Annotated in this window: 16 protein-coding genes; 10 read left to right on the top strand and 6 right to left on the bottom strand. The window is 65.9% G+C overall.

Annotated elements, in window-relative coordinates; all coding sequences use genetic code 11:
* Positions 1 to 34: 34 nt before the first annotated feature.
* The 3 genes from ACSQ3P_RS28130 to ACSQ3P_RS28120 all read right to left on the bottom strand — a co-directional run bounded on the left by ACSQ3P_RS28130 (position 35) and on the right by ACSQ3P_RS28120 (position 2,679).
* A complete protein-coding gene (locus tag ACSQ3P_RS28130; RefSeq protein ID WP_436168749.1) occupies positions 35 to 835 on the bottom strand; it encodes a creatininase family protein in 801 nt (266 codons plus the stop codon).
* A gap of 195 nt (positions 836 to 1,030) precedes the next feature.
* Complete coding sequence (locus ACSQ3P_RS28125) at positions 1,031 to 1,690, bottom strand: NAD-dependent epimerase/dehydratase family protein (RefSeq protein WP_436168748.1); 660 nt, start codon at positions 1,688 to 1,690, stop codon at positions 1,031 to 1,033.
* Between the two features lie 35 nt (positions 1,691 to 1,725).
* Complete coding sequence (locus ACSQ3P_RS28120) at positions 1,726 to 2,679, bottom strand: oxidoreductase (RefSeq protein ID WP_436168747.1); 954 nt, start codon at positions 2,677 to 2,679, stop codon at positions 1,726 to 1,728.
* A gap of 107 nt (positions 2,680 to 2,786) precedes the next feature.
* Here ACSQ3P_RS28120 and ACSQ3P_RS28115 point away from each other — a divergent pair, with 107 nt between their 5' ends.
* On the top strand, positions 2,787 to 3,422 hold the full coding sequence (locus ACSQ3P_RS28115) for a TetR/AcrR family transcriptional regulator (protein ID WP_436168746.1): 636 nt from the start codon (positions 2,787 to 2,789) through the stop codon (positions 3,420 to 3,422).
* Positions 3,423 to 3,431: 9 nt separating this feature from the next.
* On the opposite strand, the gene ACSQ3P_RS28110 is transcribed toward ACSQ3P_RS28115, so the two are convergent.
* Positions 3,432 to 4,841, bottom strand: a complete 1,410-nt coding sequence (locus tag ACSQ3P_RS28110) for an FAD-binding oxidoreductase (protein ID WP_436168745.1) — start codon at positions 4,839 to 4,841, stop codon at positions 3,432 to 3,434.
* 11 nt (positions 4,842 to 4,852) lie between these two features.
* Positions 4,853 to 5,608: a GNAT family N-acetyltransferase gene (locus ACSQ3P_RS28105; RefSeq protein ID WP_436168744.1), complete on the bottom strand. Its 756-nt coding sequence runs from the start codon at positions 5,606 to 5,608 to the stop codon at positions 4,853 to 4,855.
* 253 nt (positions 5,609 to 5,861) lie between these two features.
* Between ACSQ3P_RS28105 and ACSQ3P_RS28100 the strand changes: the two genes are divergently transcribed.
* The 4 genes from ACSQ3P_RS28100 to ACSQ3P_RS28085 all read left to right on the top strand — a co-directional run bounded on the left by ACSQ3P_RS28100 (position 5,862) and on the right by ACSQ3P_RS28085 (position 10,177).
* Positions 5,862 to 6,890 carry an ABC transporter substrate-binding protein gene (locus ACSQ3P_RS28100; RefSeq protein ID WP_436168743.1) on the top strand — a complete coding sequence of 343 codons (1,029 nt, stop codon included), beginning with the start codon at positions 5,862 to 5,864 and terminating at the stop codon, positions 6,888 to 6,890.
* A 169-nt stretch (positions 6,891 to 7,059) separates the two neighbouring features.
* On the top strand, positions 7,060 to 7,875 hold the full coding sequence (locus ACSQ3P_RS28095; RefSeq protein WP_069690364.1) for an ABC transporter ATP-binding protein: 816 nt from the start codon (positions 7,060 to 7,062) through the stop codon (positions 7,873 to 7,875).
* Entirely contained in the window at positions 7,872 to 8,762 is an 891-nt protein-coding gene (locus ACSQ3P_RS28090) for an ABC transporter permease (RefSeq protein ID WP_436168742.1), read from the top strand. The genes ACSQ3P_RS28095 and ACSQ3P_RS28090 overlap by 4 nt, the downstream gene beginning before the upstream one ends.
* Positions 8,763 to 8,794: 32 nt before the next feature.
* The gene (locus tag ACSQ3P_RS28085) at positions 8,795 to 10,177 is read left to right on the top strand and encodes an FAD-binding oxidoreductase (RefSeq protein ID WP_436168741.1); all 1,383 of its coding nucleotides are present in this window, start codon (positions 8,795 to 8,797) and stop codon (positions 10,175 to 10,177) included.
* Here the strand turns inward: ACSQ3P_RS28085 and ACSQ3P_RS28080 are convergent.
* Positions 10,174 to 11,046 carry a hypothetical protein gene (locus ACSQ3P_RS28080; RefSeq protein WP_436168740.1) on the bottom strand — a complete coding sequence of 291 codons (873 nt, stop codon included), beginning with the start codon at positions 11,044 to 11,046 and terminating at the stop codon, positions 10,174 to 10,176. The genes ACSQ3P_RS28085 and ACSQ3P_RS28080 overlap by 4 nt on opposite strands.
* A gap of 121 nt (positions 11,047 to 11,167) precedes the next feature.
* Here ACSQ3P_RS28080 and ACSQ3P_RS28075 point away from each other — a divergent pair, with 121 nt between their 5' ends.
* The 5 genes from ACSQ3P_RS28075 (at position 11,168) to ACSQ3P_RS28055 (ending at position 16,182) form a co-directional block, all read left to right on the top strand.
* Complete coding sequence (locus ACSQ3P_RS28075) at positions 11,168 to 12,406, top strand: MFS transporter (protein WP_436168739.1); 1,239 nt, start codon at positions 11,168 to 11,170, stop codon at positions 12,404 to 12,406.
* Between the two features lie 4 nt (positions 12,407 to 12,410).
* Positions 12,411 to 13,556, top strand: coding sequence for an ABC transporter permease (locus ACSQ3P_RS28070; protein ID WP_436168738.1), 1,146 nt, complete (start codon positions 12,411 to 12,413; stop codon positions 13,554 to 13,556).
* A 100-nt stretch (positions 13,557 to 13,656) separates the two neighbouring features.
* Positions 13,657 to 14,433: an ABC transporter ATP-binding protein gene (locus tag ACSQ3P_RS28065; protein ID WP_436168812.1), complete on the top strand. Its 777-nt coding sequence runs from the start codon at positions 13,657 to 13,659 to the stop codon at positions 14,431 to 14,433.
* An 11-nt stretch (positions 14,434 to 14,444) separates the two neighbouring features.
* Positions 14,445 to 15,587 carry an MlaD family protein gene (locus tag ACSQ3P_RS28060; protein WP_436168737.1) on the top strand — a complete coding sequence of 381 codons (1,143 nt, stop codon included), beginning with the start codon at positions 14,445 to 14,447 and terminating at the stop codon, positions 15,585 to 15,587.
* Positions 15,588 to 15,591: 4 nt separating this feature from the next.
* Complete coding sequence (locus ACSQ3P_RS28055) at positions 15,592 to 16,182, top strand: ABC-type transport auxiliary lipoprotein family protein (protein WP_436168736.1); 591 nt, start codon at positions 15,592 to 15,594, stop codon at positions 16,180 to 16,182.
* The last annotated feature ends 221 nt before the right edge of the window (positions 16,183 to 16,403 follow it).

Below are 16,403 nucleotides of genomic sequence, written 5' to 3'. Positions count from 1 at the left end.
GAGATGCTCGGGTCGAGCCCGAGCATGACGCTGGCTATTGTGCCTTGTGCAGCTTCGCCAGCGGAAACCGTGCGACATCGGCCAGAAGCTCGGCAAAACCCTTCGCCTGGAACGCCGCCGTCGCCTTGCCTTTCTCTGCCGTGGCGAGGCTGGCGTCGCCGGCTGCGCCCGAGGCGTGAACGTCCTGCGCCATCCAGGCAAAGGCATGCAGCCCGGTCGGCCGCAGCCAGCTATAGCCCTCCGTCGCCATCGCGATCGTCAATGGCTCGAAGCGCCCGGCCTTGCTCATATCGACGAGGTCTGGCCGGAAATGCAGCATCAGCGAGGTCTCGATATCGCCGGCATGGATGCCGTGGTTGGCGTCGAGATCGGCAAAGAGGCCCTGCGGCAGGCCGAAGGCGCGCCAGGCCGTGGTCACGGTGAGCATGCCGAGGCGCACGCGCAATTCGCGCGCAACCACCTTCATCGGGTCGACATTGCCGCCATGCGAGGTGACGATGACGAGCTTGCGTATGCCAGCGCGCCTGACGCTCTCGCCGATCTCGATCCAGGCGCTGGTCGCGGTTTCCCAGGACAAGGTCAGCGTGCCCGGCGAATGCAGGTGCTCGTTCGATTTGCAGATCGCCATGGTCGGCAGCACCAGCACGTCGAGCCCGGCCGGGACGAGCGGCATCGCTTCAGTCAGCATCGCGTTCATGATCGTGGTGTCGACTGAAACAGGCAGATGCGGTCCATGCTGCTCGATCGCCGCCAGCGGCAGCACCGCGACGGTGTCGTCGGCGGACAGCCCCTCGAATTCGGTGGTCTTCAGCTCGCCCCAGAAGCGCGCGGTCATGGTCTCGTCCTTGCAGCCAATCGAGGGCGTAACCCTAGGCCATCGGCCCGAAAAGTGGGAACCGGTTTTCGGGGCAAGCCGATGCAAGATCACTGGGCCATCGGCCCGAAAAGTGGGAACCGGTTTTCGGGGCGAGCCGACGCGAGATCAAAGCCTAGGGCGATCCGTTCAACGCATGGGATCGCGTAGGGACCGTCAAAGCCGGTTGATGTCGGCATTCTCGAGGATGGGCTTGGGCGCTCCCTCCCTTGCCACCTTGAGCATCGCCTTGCCGATCTGTTCGGTCGTGGTGATGGAATCAGGCAGCCAGCGCTGCAGCAAGGGCAGCAGCGGCGCGGTCAGGTCGTAGATCACGCGATAGAGCCTGGTCTTCGAGCGGATGCCGTGCAGCGGCTGGATCGCGCCCGGGCGGAACATGTAGGAGGCCTTGAAAGGCAGGCGCATGATGGCGTTTTCGGTCGCGCCCTTCACCCGCGCCCACATCCAGCGGCCTTTTTCGCTGCTGTCGGTGCTGGCGCCCGAGACATAGACGAACACCATCGCCGGATTGAGCCGCACCAGCGTCCGGGCGGCGGCGAGCGCGATGTCATAGGTGATGCGACGGTAGTCGGCCTCGCTCATCCCCGCCGAGGCGATGCCGAGGCAGAAGAAGCAGGCGTCGAAGCCCGTGATCTGCGATTCGATCGCGGTGTAATCAGTCAGATCGGCGTGAACGATCTCGCGCAGCCTGGCATGGCTCTGCCCGGTCGCGCTGCGGCCGATGGTGACGACCTCGCTCACGTCGGGATCGAGCAGGCATTCGCGCAGCACGCCTTGCCCGACCATGCCGGTCGCGCCGAAAATCAGGACTTTCATGGATCGACCCTTAGCTTCAGCGATGGAATTCGGTCTCAGACGGTCGTCGCGGCGTCGAGAGGCTCGACGAAACTCACGCCGGTGAGCCGCTCGGCGGCGTCCCAGAGTCGCGTCGCGACAGCGGGATCATTCGCTTGCCCGACCATCTTCGAATGCGACGGTGCGCCCCTCATTTCATAGAAGCCGTTGGGACCGTAATAGCCGCCCTTGGCCGCGTCGGAAGCGGTCGCCGCATAGAGCGTCGGCAGGGCGCCGGCGGCAGGGGACTGGCTGAACAGGGGAGCGAACAGGCGCGTCAGCTGCCAGAGCAGCGCCGGCCCGCTTTGGGCGGGGCCGTTCGCGATCAGGTCTGTCGTCGCCCAGCCGGGATGGCTCGCAAGGCTGGTCAGGCCCCAGCCCTGCGCGTCGCTGCGACGCTGCAGCTCCAGCGCGAAGATCAGCATGGCGAGCTTGGACTGGCTGTAGGCCTTCCAGGCACTATAGGGCCGCTCGCCCTGGAGGTCGTCGAAATTGATCGTGCCGCGGCGATGCGCAAGGCTACTCAATTGGATCACGCGCGGCGCGGTGCTTTTGCGCAGCAGCGGCAGCAGATGCGCCGTCAGCGCGAAATGCCCGAGGAAATTGGTGCCGATCTGCATCTCGAAACCGTCGGCCGTGGTCGCCCGCTTCGGCAGCGCCATTACCGCGGCATTGTTGATCAGGATGTCGAGCCGGTCGTGCTTGCTGGCGAAGGAAGCCGCGAAAGCCTGGACCGAGGACAGCTCGGCGAGATCGAGCAGGCTGAAGGAGATGGCCGCGCCCGGGACGGCGGCCTTGATCCGCGCCACCGCCTCGCTGCCCTTACTGGTGTTGCGCCCGGCGAGGACGACCTCTGCCCCAGTGCGGGCAAGTTCGAGCGCGTCTTCATAGCCGAGGCCACCGGTGCCGGTGACGATGGCGAGCTTGCCGGCTTGCGAAGGGATATCGGCAGTGGTCCAGTTGTCTTTCATGGCTCTTTCCAGGCGTGGGATGGCGGGAGCGCTGGCGGATGCTAACTTGGATGCAAATATTTGCATCAAGTGCAAAATTGCAAGAGATGAAATTAAAGAGTTTTCCGATGCCTGATCAATCGCGCGACGCGGCCTTGCCCAGCGCGCCCAAGCCAGGACTGCGCGAGCGCAAGAAGCTCCAGACCCGCGAAAGGCTGACGGCAGCAGCCATGGCGCTGTTCCTGGAGAAGGGCTTCGAGGCGACGACGCTGGACGACATCGCCGCAGCGGCCGAGATGTCGCGCCGCAGCTTCTTCCACTATTTCGCATCCAAGGAGGAGGTCGTCTTCGCCTGGAAGGATGCATTCGGCGATGGGCTTGTGGCTGCGCTGGCGCAGCGCCCTCAAAGCGAGCCGCTGCTGCTGGCGGCGGAGCGGGCGCTGATCGCCAGCATCAGCGGCTATGAGCGCGAGGAGGCGATCGCCCTCTCCCGGCTGGTGAAGGAGACGCCGGCGCTGCGCGCCTATGATCAGGTCAAATACGAGAAGCTGGAACGTGTGCTGGCAGCGGCCCTGACCGAACGCTCGGCCCAAGAGCGCACGGCCCAAGGTAGCGATCCGTTGCCGGCGCGGCTCGTCGCCATGGTGACGATCGGGGCGCTGCGGGTCGCGAGCGATCTCTGGCTCGATCATGCCGGCGCCGAGCCCCCGGCGGACTATGCCAGGCGCATCTTCACGGATTTGCGCAAGGTGATCTGCGGCTGAGCCGCGCTGTCACTCTGCCGCTTCCGAGGCTTTGGCCGCTTCCGAGGCTTTGGCTTCCCAGCCCAGCAGCTTGCCCGGATTCATCAGGCCATAGGGGTCGGCGAGGCGCTTGAATTCCGGCTGCGGCGCGTCGGTGCGTTTCCAGCCGGCATTGTTCAAAACCCATGTATGCGGGTTCGAGGCCTGGATGCCGGCCTCCTCGGCCTGGCGCATGATCTCGTGCAGGCGCTCCGCCGTGCTGAAGCGCACCAGCGGCAGGCTGGAATGATAGACCTTGCCCTGCCGGCGCTGGAACTCGATGTGGAAGATCACATCGTCGCGGAACTGCTCTTCCGCCCAATCCAATAGCTCGAGATTGCGGCCGGGCGGAAAGCGAAGCTGCAGATAGGTGATCGTCGGATCGAGCTTGAGCGCGTGCAGCGTGGTGTGGTTCCAGGTGTATTCGTAGAGCGGGCCAGGCGCGCCTTTCTCCCGATGCTCGCCGAAGGCGGCAGCCCTTGCAGCCTCCGCCCCGCGCGAAAAGGTCACGGTGCCGCCCATCTCGGCGATCAGCCGGTCGAGCTCGTCGCCCTGCGGCTCCGACACCATCAGGATGGCGAAGGCCTTGTTCTCGCCGAGATAAGGCCCGAGGCGCTTGAGATAGGGCGCGATGGCGGGGGCGTGGATGCTGACGAGCTTCTTGGCGATGCCGTCGCATTCGGTGAAGGCCTGGCCGAAGGCGGCGGCGGCTTTCAAGCTGTCGAAGGTCGCGATCCGCTCGGCCCAGGCATGGGCCGGTGCGAGCGGCACTTCGACCTCGGTGATGATGCCGTTGACGCCATAGGCGTGCATCACCTTGAGGATCTCCTTGCCGCGCAACTCGATCAGGCGCGGTTCCGGCTCGACCGTCATGACTTCGAGCGCGATCACCGCGCCGAGATTGTCGATCTGGCCCCATGTGCAGGAACCGGCGCCGGCCGCGCCGCCCGCGACGAAGCCGCCCAGTGTCGCCTGCGCCCGCGTCGAGGGATGCATGCGCAACTCCTGTCCGAGCGGCCAGAGTGCCTTGTCGATGTCGAGCAGATTGGCTCCGGCCTCGAAGCGGCCGGCGCCGAGCGTGGTCGAGACGACACGGTTGAGCCGGGTCAGGTTCATCACCACGCCGCCTTCCAGCGGCACAGCCTGGCCGTAATTGCCGGTGCCGCCACCGCGCACCGTCAACGGCACGCGATGGCGCGCACAGGCCGAGGCGATGCGGGCGACCTCCGCCTTGTCGCGCGGCAGGATGATCAGCTCGGCCTGCTTGCCCTCGAGATCGGGCTTCAGCACCGGCGAGAACCAGAAGAAGTCGCGGCTATGCATGCGCAAGCTCGGCGCGTCGTCATAAATGGTCAGATCGGCGAGTTCAGCGCGAAGCGCGGCAAGGGCAGGGCTGGTCATGGCAGGGCTGATCATGGCATGTCCGGCGCGCTGAGGTAGTGGGTCAGGGTGAGGTAGCGCCTCATGCCTAGGGACTCTGCCAGCCGGATGGAAGCCGTGTTCTCTTCGGCAACCTGATAGCGGGCAAGATGGCCGCGACGCTGCAATTCGGCCAGCGCCGTGTGGACGACGCGATAGGCCAGGCCTTTGCCGCGCTCTTGCGGCTGCGTGTAGACGCCTCCGACCTCCCAGACCCGGCCGTCGATCTGGAAGGCAAAACAGGCCGATAGCGGCCTGGGGCCGTCCCTGAGCACGCTGATGAAGGCGCGTCCGCTCTCGATGAGAGGGCCCAGCCACTCCGCGCTGTGGCCTTGCGCCGCCAATATCTCGAACGGCGTCTCGGCGGTGGTCGTCTCGATGTCTGCCCCCGCATCGAGCGGGGTCATGATTGTTGCGGTGTAGGACAGGAAGGCGGTGCGCCGTTCCAGGGGAAATTCCTCCGCGACGATCAAACGATCGGCCTCGTTCGCCAGCTTGAAGACCAGGGTCTCTCGCCGTGGCACGAAAGCCAGCAGTTCCTCCGTGAGTTCAGGGCGGCTGCTGGCGATGAGGGCCGAAGCTCTGGCTGCCGGATAGGTCTCGCGATCGAAATCGCTGAAGCGGTGGTCGAGCAGCAGCAGTGTCGCCGCATCATCGCCTCTGACGATCTGATGCACGCTCGCGGCCTCCGGGGAGGCGAGCAGAAATTTCAGAAGAACGACGTTTTCGAGGGGCGCCCGCCGGAGCACCGCGAGCAGCGTATCGGAGACGGCATGTTCGGAGCGCATTGTGCCAGCCTAGCCGGAACCGCCCGCTGGGGAAGCCTGCTGCCTGCATCCATGGGTCGCGCGGTGTTTCTGCTTGCGGCCTGGGCAATTGCACGTTCTCTGTGCGCAAGAGCGTCATGCCGCATTTCCTGCCAGCGGTGCTGCATGGCATGTATGTTGCTGGCCCGCGATCACGGCGCAATTGCGCAAAAGCCTTATCCAGGAGGTCTCCAGCATGATGATGAAGTATCGCATCAACCGGCGCGCGGCGTTGGGCCTCATCGGCGGCTCGGCCGCCTCCGTCCTGGTGCCGGTGCCCGGCAGCAAGGTCAGCGCCCAGACGCTCGACAAGGTCTCCTACCAGACCAATTGGCGCGCCCAGGCCGAGCATGGCGGCTTCTATCTCGCGGTCACCAACGGCATCTACAAGAAATACGGCATCGACGCCGATATCCGCCCCGGCGGGCCGCAGCAAAACCCTTCGCAGCTCCTGCTCGGCGGCCGCGTCGACATGATCATGTCGAACTCCTTCGAGGCGATCCGCTACGCCCAGGAGAACATCCCATTCCTCTGCATCGCCTCGATCTTCCAGAAGGACCCGCAGGTCCTGATCTCGCATCCCGGCCAGGGCAATGACTCGCTGGCTGCGCTGAAGGGCAAGCCGATCCTGGTCGGCGCTGCCGGGCGCACCAGCTACTGGCCCTTTCTGAAGGCGAAGTTCGGCTACACCGACGAGCAGATCAGGCCCTACACCTTCAACATGGCGCCCTTCCTGGCCGACAAGACCATCTCGCAGCAGGGCTTTCTGTCGTCCGAGCCCTTCGCCATCCAGAAGGGCGGCGTGAACCCGGTGGTGCATCTCATCGCCGATGCCGGCTTCGAGAACTACAACACCACGATCAACATCTCGCAGAAGATGGTCGCGGAGAAGAAGGACCTGGTCCAGCGCTTCGTCACCGCCTCGCTGGAGGGCTGGGCCGAGTATATGAAGGCCGGGCCGAGCGCGGCCGCCGCCAACGCCCAGATCCTGAAGGACAATCCCGACATGGATCAGGAGAAGATCGACTACGCCGTCAAGGTCATGAACGAGAAGGGCATCGTGCTCTCCGGCGACGCGCTGACGCTGGGCATCGGCGCCATGACCGATGCGCGCTGGGGCAGCTTCTACAAGACGATGACGGAGGCGGGCGTCTTCCCGGCCGGCGTCGATATCAAGAAGGCCTACAGCCTGGAGTTCGTGAACAAGGGCGTGGGCAAGGCGTAGTAGCTTGTCATTCCGGGGCAAGCCATTGGCTTGAACCTGGAACCCACGACCGGGTGAGGCCCCGGTCGGGCACAATGAACAGCACTCGCCCAGTCGTGGGTTCCGGGTTCAAGCCGATGGCTTGCCCCGGAATGACAAAGCGGGGCGCCAATCAACGGATCATCAGGCTTTGGACACAGCCTATCTGAGCACACCCCACGCAGTCCGCAGCAGCGACGCCAAGCCGCTCGTCTGCGTGCGCCATGTCTCGAAACAGTTCGCCAACGGCACGCTCGCCGTGCGCGACGTCAACCTGCATCTGGGCGCCGGCGAGTTCGTCAGCCTGCTCGGCCCCTCCGGCTGCGGGAAATCGACCCTGCTGCGCATGATCGCCGGGCTGGGCGCGCCCTCGACCGGCACGATCGAATGGCCGACGACCAGCCATGACGCTTCAGGCGAGCCTGAGCGCGATCTCGGTTTCGTCTTCCAGGACCCGACCTTGATGCCCTGGGCGACCGCGCTCGCCAACGTCATGATGCCGTTGACGCTGAAGGGTGTCCGCAAAAGCGAGGCGCAAGGGCGCGCCGCCGAGATGCTGGCGCTGGTCGGGCTCAAGGGTTTTGAGAAATCCTATCCGCGCGAACTCTCCGGCGGCATGAGGATGCGCGTCTCGATCGCGCGCGGGCTCGTGCTGCGGCCAAAGATCCTGCTGATGGACGAGCCTTTCGCGGCGCTCGACGAGATCACCCGCCACCGCCTCAATGACGATCTGCTCGAACTCTGGTGGAAGGAGAAGTTCACCGCCGTCTTCGTCACGCATTCGGTCTTCGAGTCGGTCTATCTCTCCAAGCGCATCGTGGTGATGGCGGCGCGTCCCGGCCGCGTGATGGCCGATCTCGATGTCGATGCGCCCTATCCGCGCGACGATCTCTTCCGCACCTCGCCGGAATACGCCCATCTCTGCCGTGTCGTCTCCGGCAAGCTCAAGGAGGCGATCGGCTCATGAGCGCGCCATCCTTCGAGACAGCCCTGCCGCCCCCCGCCCATGACGGCACCGACGCTGAAGCCCGTCCTGTCTTCGCGACGGAGCCCCGCATCCTCGGCCTGCCCGCCAGCGCCTGGCCGCGCATCCTGGCGCCGCTCGTCATCGGTGTCCTGGCGCTCGGCCTGTGGGAGTTCCTGGTCCGCTGGAAGGAGATTCCGCCCTATGTCCTGCCCGGGCCGCTCTTGGTCGGCCAGACGCTGATCGCCGACTGGGGCACGCTCTCGGGCTCGCTTTGGATCACGCTGCGCATCACCTTCATGGCGCTGGCGGCGGCCGTCATCGTCGGTGTTGCACTCGCCGTGCTGTTCACCCAGTCGAAATGGCTGGAGATGTCGCTCCTGCCCTATGCGGTGATCCTGCAGGTGACGCCGATCGTGGCGATCGCGCCGCTGATCATCATCTGGGCCGGAGACATCAACCTCTCGCTCTTGATCTGCGCCTGGATCGTCGCCTTCTTCCCGATCCTGTCGAACACCATCCTCGGGCTGAATTCGGCCGATCACAACCTGATCAACCTGTTCCAGCTCTATGGTGCGACGCGCTGGCAGACGCTGCGCCATCTCAAATTGCCGGCTGCCTTGCCCTATTTCCTCGCCGGGCTGAAGATTTCGGGGGGGCTCGCGCTGATCGGGGCGGTCGTCGCCGAATTCGTCGCCGGCACGGGCGGCAGCTCGTCTGGCCTGGCCTACCGCATCCTGGAGGCGGGCTATCAGCTCAAGATCCCGCGCGTTTTTGCCGCCCTGATCATGATCTCGCTGTCGGGGATAGCGATCTTCCTCGCGACGAGCTGGATCTCGCATCTCCTGCTGCGGCGCTGGCATGAGAGCGCGTTGAAACGGGAAAATTGAAGCCCCGCAGCTGCAACGGGTACGATATGAGCTTGGACATCGAAAGAAAGCACAAGCCGCCGCAGCCCTCGCGCTACGACATTGCCGGGCTGAAGGCCGATCTCGACGGCATCCCGCTGATCGACGAGCCGCAGGTGGTGCGCAAGCGCTCGCGCGACTTCTTCTGGTATTCGCCGATCCTGAACACGGAGCTGGCCGACAAATCCGCCGACATCATCGCCTGCCCGCGCGATGAAGACGAGGTGGTGCGGGTCGCCGCGGCTTGCGTGAAGCGGCGCATCCCGCTGACGGTCCGCGCGGCGGGCACCGGCAATTACGGCCAGGCCGTGCCGCTCGAAGGCGGCGTGCTGCTCGACATCACGGCGCTGAGCGGTATCGCCTGGCAGAAGCCGGGCGTGGTCAGGGTCGCCGCCGGCTCGCGCCTGCTCGACATCGACATGGCGACGCGCGAGGCGGGTTTCGAACTGCGCATGCACCCCTCGACCAAGCGCTCGGCCACGATCGGCGGCTTCGTCGCCGGCGGTTCGGGCGGCGTCGGCTCGGTCACCTATGGCGGCCTGCGCGAGCCCGGCAACATCCTGGCGGCGCGCATCGTCACGATGGAGGAGGAGCCGCGCATCCTCGAATTGCGCGACGACGCGGCCCAGAAGGTCAATCGCGCCTATGGCACGACCGGCATCATCACCGCGCTGGAAATGCCGCTGGCTCCGGCCTGGCCCTGGATCGACGTCATCGTCGCCTTCGACGACTACATGGAAGCCTTCCAGGCAGGCTACGCGGTCGCGCTCGCCGACGGCGTGGTCAAGAAGCTGGTCACGCCGATCTCATGGCCGATCCCGGCGACATTCGGCGCGCTGAAGCAGCATTGCCCGCAGGGTAAGAGCATCCTGATCTGCATGATCGCCGAAGCCTCGCTCGGGCCGTTCAAGGCGATCATCGGCCAGCGCGGTGAGGTGACCTATGAGGCGCCCTCGGAGGAGGGGCCGGGCACGGTCCCGCTTTACGAATACACGTGGAACCACACCACGCTGCAATGGCTGAAGGGCGACCGCTCGATCACCTATCTGCAATGCATGTTCCCGCATGACCGGCTGCTCGAGAGCGCGGCTGAGATGATCGCGCGTTTCCCCGACGAAGTTCTGGCGCATCACGAATTCATCCGCTTCGGCGGGCGGATGACCGCGAGCGCCTTGCCGATCCTGCGCTATTCGACGCCCGAACGCCTGAACGAGATCATTGCCCTGCATGAGAAGGCGGGCGTGATGATCGCCAATCCGCATGTGGTCTCGCTCGAGGCCGGCAGCCGCCACAAGCGTGCCGATGCCGACCAACTCGGCTTCAAGCACGAGGTCGATCCGCTCGGCCTGCTCAACCCCGGCAAGATGGCGAGCTATGTCGCCGCGGGAGCGGTTTAGGCGAAGTAGGCGAGCTTCCTGTCGGCGCGCAGCGCGTCGATGTCGCGCAGATCGGCTTCCGAGGTGGCGGGCGGGGCGGCGGGAGCGGGAGGCGGCGCCTCGCCGGGTACGTCGATATATTCGAAATCAACATCGTCGTGAACGAGCGGGCTCACCTGGTGCTTGAACTCGCTCGTCGGCCGCGCGGAGACCTTGCGCGGCGCAGACACGACCGAAGTCGGAATCTCGTCGATCTCGATGATCTCGATGTCGTCATAGGCGCTGAGCGGCGCCGCTTCGCGCAGGCTGAGCCCGTGCGCCGGCTGGACCGGCTCGGCGTCGCCTTCGCCCTGCGCGCCCTCGCAGAACGCCCGCAGGCTGCTGTCGAGCATCGCGATCGTATCGGCGATCTTGCCGATCTGCTGGGCCGTGCCGTCGATGCTGGCGGTCGCTGCGTTGATCTCGGTGGCGCGCCGGTCGAGCATGTCGCAGAGGGCCTCGTCGGCGCCGGCCTCGCGCAGGCCCCAGGCCGCCTCCTGCACGCTTTCGACCGCGGCGGCGATGCTGCCGGAGGCGCTCTCGATGCGCGCCGCCAGGCCAGATGACGGCTCCTGGCTGCGCCCGCTGATCCGTTCGAGGTCGAGCCTGAGATCGGTGATCAGCGCGGCAGCCTCACGCAGGCTGGGCTCGGGCGGCGCGGGCTGGGCACCGACGCCGACGACGCGCTCGATCCGGCCGATGGCGGTGAGCAGCTGGGCTGTATCGGCCTGGCGGTTGCGTTTGGCGAATTCGGCCATGAACCAGCGCCCGCGCGCCGTCTCCATGACGGCGGCGGCGATGGCTTCATAGTCGGTTTCGCTCAGCGGCGTCAGCGAACGCGCCTCAACCATGACCAACCTGCTCGTGAAGGACTGGCCGAATCGCCATTCGTCAGTCGAAATGCACCATCTCCAACCGTGCTCCCGTATTGCTTAAGGAAGTGCTGCCGGCGCCATGCGATCGGGCTTGAAAATGGCGCTGCTTCCGCAGGGTGGGGTCGGGCCGCGACTGTCGCTGATGCATGCGCTGAATTTCCTCGGCGTCGGCATCTACGTGCCATTCTTTCCGATCTGGCTTGCCTCCAGAGGGCTCGGCGACGTCGCCATCAGCGTCGTCCTGACGATTCCGATCCTGATGCGCGTCGTCGCTACGTCATGGGTCACCGGGCTCGCCGACAGCCGCCTGCCGCCGGTTCTGCTGCTGGCCGCGCTCAACGGGCTGGCGGCGCTGCTCTATCTCGCCTTGCTGCCGGCGCATGGCATCTGGCTGATCGGCCTGACCATGGCGCTTAACGCCGCCGCGATCTCCGGCGTCGTGCCTTTGGCCGATGTGCTGACGACGGCGCAGATCAGGGCGGGCGCCGCGATCGACTATGGCCGCGTCAGGCTATGGGGGTCGGTCAGTTTTTTCGCGGCGAACCTGCTCGGCGGCTACCTGATCGCCCGCCTTGGAGCCGGCATCATTCCGCTCGCTTTGGCGGCGAGCACGGGCCTGGCGGCGCTTGCCGCGCTGGCTGCCCCCGCGCCGCCGGCGCGCGCCAGGCCGGCACAAGAGGCGAGCCCCGCTCCGGTTGGCTTCAGTGCGGCCTTCCATCTGGCGCTGGTCGCCATCGCCTGCGTGAACGCGACGCATGCCGCGCTCTACGCCTTCGGCTCGCTGCACTGGCGCAGCCTCGGTTTCAGCGACACCGTCATCGGCGGCCTCTGGGCCGTGAGCGTCGTGGCGGAGGTGGGGTTGTTCCTGTTCGCCGGCGGCATCGTCGCGCGGGGCGCGGCCGGCTTCGCCTGGATCGCGGCGGGTGCTGTCGCCGCCATCATCCGCTTCGGCGTCATGGCGCTCGATCCCGGGCTCGGCGTCACGCTGCTGCTGCAATTGCTGCATGGCCTGACCTTCGGTTGCGCTCATCTCGGCGCGCTGGCGGTCCTCTCCGCATTGGCGCCCGAGGGGCGGCGCGCTGCCGCCCAGGGCAGGCTCGTGGCGCTGCGCGCACTGGTCAGCGCCGCGATGACGATTCTGTCGGGCTATCTCTACCAGCGCCATGGTTCGCTGGCGTTTCTCGCCATGGTTCCGCTGGCGCTTGTCGGTCTCGTTCTGCTCCTGCTTGCAAAGCGCAATCCGCCCGGCGATACAGGCAGCAGGGGCACAACAAGATCGACCGGACGGGCGCTGCGGGCAGGTCGCGAGACCGCTCCGGCGAAGGGTTTGACTTAAAGCCATGGCGAGCCTCGATACCGCCGAACCGCAAGCCGTCTTCCGCGACGATGCCGGCACGCTTGCCGTCGCGCTCGCGGGCTCGTGGAGCGCCGACCGCGCGCCGCGGGTCGAGGCGCTGATCGCGGAGATCGACGGACGCATCGCCAAGGGCGCGTCGTCCCGGCTCGATCTCTCGGCCGTGACGCGGCTCGATACGATGGGCGCCTATGTCCTCAACCGGCTGAAACTGCAGCAGGAGGCCAAGGGCGCGGCCGTCGACATCGTCAGCGACCGGCCCGAACACGGGATTTTGCTCGCCGAGGTGGCGGTCAGGGATCACGAGGTGCCGGCGCATCCCGGCCATTTCGGCGTCGTCAGCGTATTGGTTGACATCGGCGCGGCGGTCGTCAGCTTCGGGCGCGACATGGTCGGTGGTGCGATGTTCCTCGGCGAGGTCGTGGTCGGCTCGGTCGGCGTCGTGCTCGGTCCGCGCAAGTTCCGCGGACCCTCGCTGGTCAACCAGATCGAGCTGATCGCCTTCAACGGCGCGCCGATCATCATGCTGATCTCGTTCTTGGTCGGCTGCATCGTCGCCCAGCAGGGCATTTTCCAGCTCCAGCAATTCGGCGCAACCGTCTTCGTCGTGAACCTGACTGGCATCCTGATCCTGCGCGAACTCTCCGTGCTGCTGACCTCGATCATGATCGCCGGTCGCTCGGGCTCGGCCTTCACCGCCGAGATCGGCTCGATGAAGATGCGCGAGGAGATCGATGCGTTGCGCGTGATGGGGCTCGATCCGATCGAAGTCCTCGTCGTGCCGCGCATCCTGGCGCTGATCATCTCGCTGCCGATCCTGACCTTCCTCTCGTCGATGTCGGGTTTGACCGGCGCGGCGCTCGTCACCTGGCTCTATGGCGGCATCGGCATCGACACCTTCCTGGCCCGGCTGCAATCGGTCATCACCTGGAAGCATTTCGCGGTCGGCCTCATCAAGGCCCCTTTCATGGCCTTCGTCATCGGTCTGATCGCTTCGATCGAGGGCTTGGCGGTCCAGGGCTCGGCCGAGTCGCTCGGCCGGCAGGTCACGGCCTCGGTGGTGAAGGCGATCTTCATGGTCATCGTCGTCGACGGTCTCTTCGCCATGTTTTTTGCATCTATCGCGTTTTGAGGATCGTAACCCGGCCATGAAATCGCCCATCAGCGAGCAATCGGCCGAGCCAGGCGAGCGGGTGCGCGCAAGGGACGCGACGCCCGACGGCGGGACAGAAATGCAGGCTCCGGAGGCTATCCGCGTGCGTGATCTCAAGGTCGCCTTCGGCGACAAGGTGATCATGGACGGTCTCGACCTCGACGTGATGCGCGGCGAGATCCTGGGCTTCGTCGGCGGGTCGGGTCAGGGCAAGTCGGTCCTGACGCGCACCATCCTGGGCCTGGTGCGCAAGTCCCGCGGCACGATCGAGGTGCTGGGGGACGATGTCGATGAGCTCGACCTGGTGCAGCGCCGCGCACTGGAGCGCCGCTTCGGCGTGATGTTCCAGCATGGCGCCTTGTTCTCGGCCTTGAGCGTCAAGCAGAACATCCAGGTGCCGATGCGCGAATATCTCAAGCTGTCGCCGGCCCTGCTCGACGAGCTGGCGATGGTGAAGCTCGATCTCGTCGGCCTGAAGCCCGACGCCGCCGACAAGGCGCCGTCCGAGCTCTCCGGCGGCATGATCAAGCGCGCGGCGCTGGCCCGAGCGCTGGCGCTCGATCCGGAGATCGTCTTCTTGGACGAGCCGACATCGGGGCTCGATCCGATCGGCGCCGCCGAGTTCGACGAGCTGATCGTGACGCTGAAGCAGACTTTGGGGCTGACCGTCTTCATGGTAACCCACGATCTCGACAGCCTCTATTCCGCTTGCGACAGAATCGCGGCGCTCGCGGACAAACGGGTCGTCGCGGTCGGTACGCTTGCGACCATGCTGGCGTCGGATCACCCTTGGGTGAAGGCCTATTTCGGTGGTGAGCGGGCGAGGGCGCGTCTGCCGGCGGGTATGCAGGGATGAAGCGCTAGACAATGGAATCGCGGGCAAATTACGCGCTGGTCGGGCTGTTCACGCTTGCGGTCCTCGCAGCGGCGTTCGGCTTCATCTACTGGTTCAACAGCGGCGGCGCCGGCCGGCGGCAGGACGTGCGCGTCATTTTCAGCGGCACCGTGACCGGGCTCGGGCGCGGCTCCAGCGTGCTCTTCAACGGTCTGCGGGTCGGCGAGGTGACGCGAATCGAATTGCTGCCGGATGACCCGCGCCGCATCTATGCGGTGATCCAGGTCGACAACACGACGCCGCTGCGCGTCGACACCCGCGCGCGCATCGAGGCGCAGGGCCTTGCCGGCGTCGTCGCGGTTCAGTTGCTCGGCGGCGAGCCGAACTCGCCTGTCCTGCAGGCGCAGCCCGGCCAGCAATTGCCGACCATCATCGCCGAGCGCTCGGAATTCCAGGACATCCTCGAGACCGTCCGCACTATCGCCAAGCGCGCCGACGAGGTGCTCGGCAGCGTCGAGGGACTGGTCAAGGACAATGCCGGCTCGATCAGCAACACCGTCAGGAATGTCGAGCGCTTCTCGGCTGCGCTCGGGGACAATTCCGATGGCGTCGACAAGCTGATGAAGAGCTTTGGCCAGATCGCCGAGACGATCTCGCCGCTTGCCCAGAAGCTCGGCACGCTGAGCGAGGAGCTTACCCAGATCGTGCGCTCGGTCGACCAGAAGAAGGTCACCAACATCGTCGACAATGTCGACAAGTTCACCGCGGCGCTGGGCGGTTCCAGCGAGGATGTCGGCAAGGCGGTCAAGGAGGTCGCCTCGATCACCGAAAAGCTGAACAAGGCCGCCGATCAGGTCGAGGGCGTGCTCAAGGGCGCGCAATCCTTCCTGAACACGGCCGCCGGGCCGGATGGCAAGAGCGCCTTCACCGATGTCGGCGAAGCGGCCCGGGCGATCCGCGTCCTGGCCGACAATCTCGACAAGCGCACCGCCGAGATCACCACCGGCATCAGCCGCTTCACCGGTCCGGGCCTGCGCGACATCGAGTCCCTCGCCAGCGACGGCAAGCGCACGCTGACCGATCTCAACCGGACGCTGCGCAATATCGAGCGCAATCCGCAGCAATTCATCTTCGGCGGCAAGCCGCCGCTTCCTCAATATGGTGGGTCGCGCTAGCCTCATGACGATGTCGATCCCGCCTGCGCGCCTAGCCGTCCCGACCACGCTGCTCGCCGCCATGCTGATGCTGGCCGGCTGCGGCGGTGGGTCCGCGCCGACGACCTATGATCTCTCGGCACCGCGCGATTTCGGTCGCATCGGTGGCTCGCGCGTATCCCTCGTCGTCGCCCAGCCGACGACGGTGCAGGCGCTGGATTCCGACCGTGTCATCGTCAAGGACTCCTCCGGCGCGCTCTCCTTTCTCGGCGGCGCGCAATGGGCCGACAGCGTGCCCAAGCTGGTGCAGACACGCCTCATCCAGACCTTCGAGAACGGCAATCGCCTCGGTTCCGTCGCGCGTCCCGGCGAGCGCATCGTGCCCGACGCCCAGCTCAACACCGACATCCGCAGCTTCAACATCGACACCGCGAGCGGGGCTGCCGTCGTCGAGATCACCGCCAAGCTGGTGGGCGACCGCTCCGGCAAGGTCCAGCGCGCGCGCCTGTTCACGGCCCGTGTGCCGGCTGCCGCGGGCGATGGCGGCGCAGCGGCGCAGGCGCTCGACCGGGCGCTGTCGCAGGTACTGATCGAGATCGTGCGCTGGGCGCGGTGACTCCACGCCCAGCAGCGGGTCCGCCATGCTGAGTTGATTCGATCCATGCGCTTTGTGCCATCGCGGATTTGCGGCAATTGGCGTTAGAACGTTTTCGAGCGAAGTGGACACCGGTTCGTGTGAAGAAAATGCGATAAAACAAGGAGATAGAGTATTTCCGCGATTCGGAGAAACGCGGAAATACTCTAGGAGGCCGCTTATCAATTCTTCGAGGATATCGG

Origin of the sequence: Allobosea sp. LjRoot9 (assembly GCF_964252745.1) — a bacterium.
Lineage (GTDB): Bacteria > Pseudomonadota > Alphaproteobacteria > Rhizobiales > Beijerinckiaceae > Allobosea.
The sequence above is the reverse complement of the archived record's forward strand: the minus strand, read 5'-3'. Positions and strand labels throughout refer to the sequence as shown.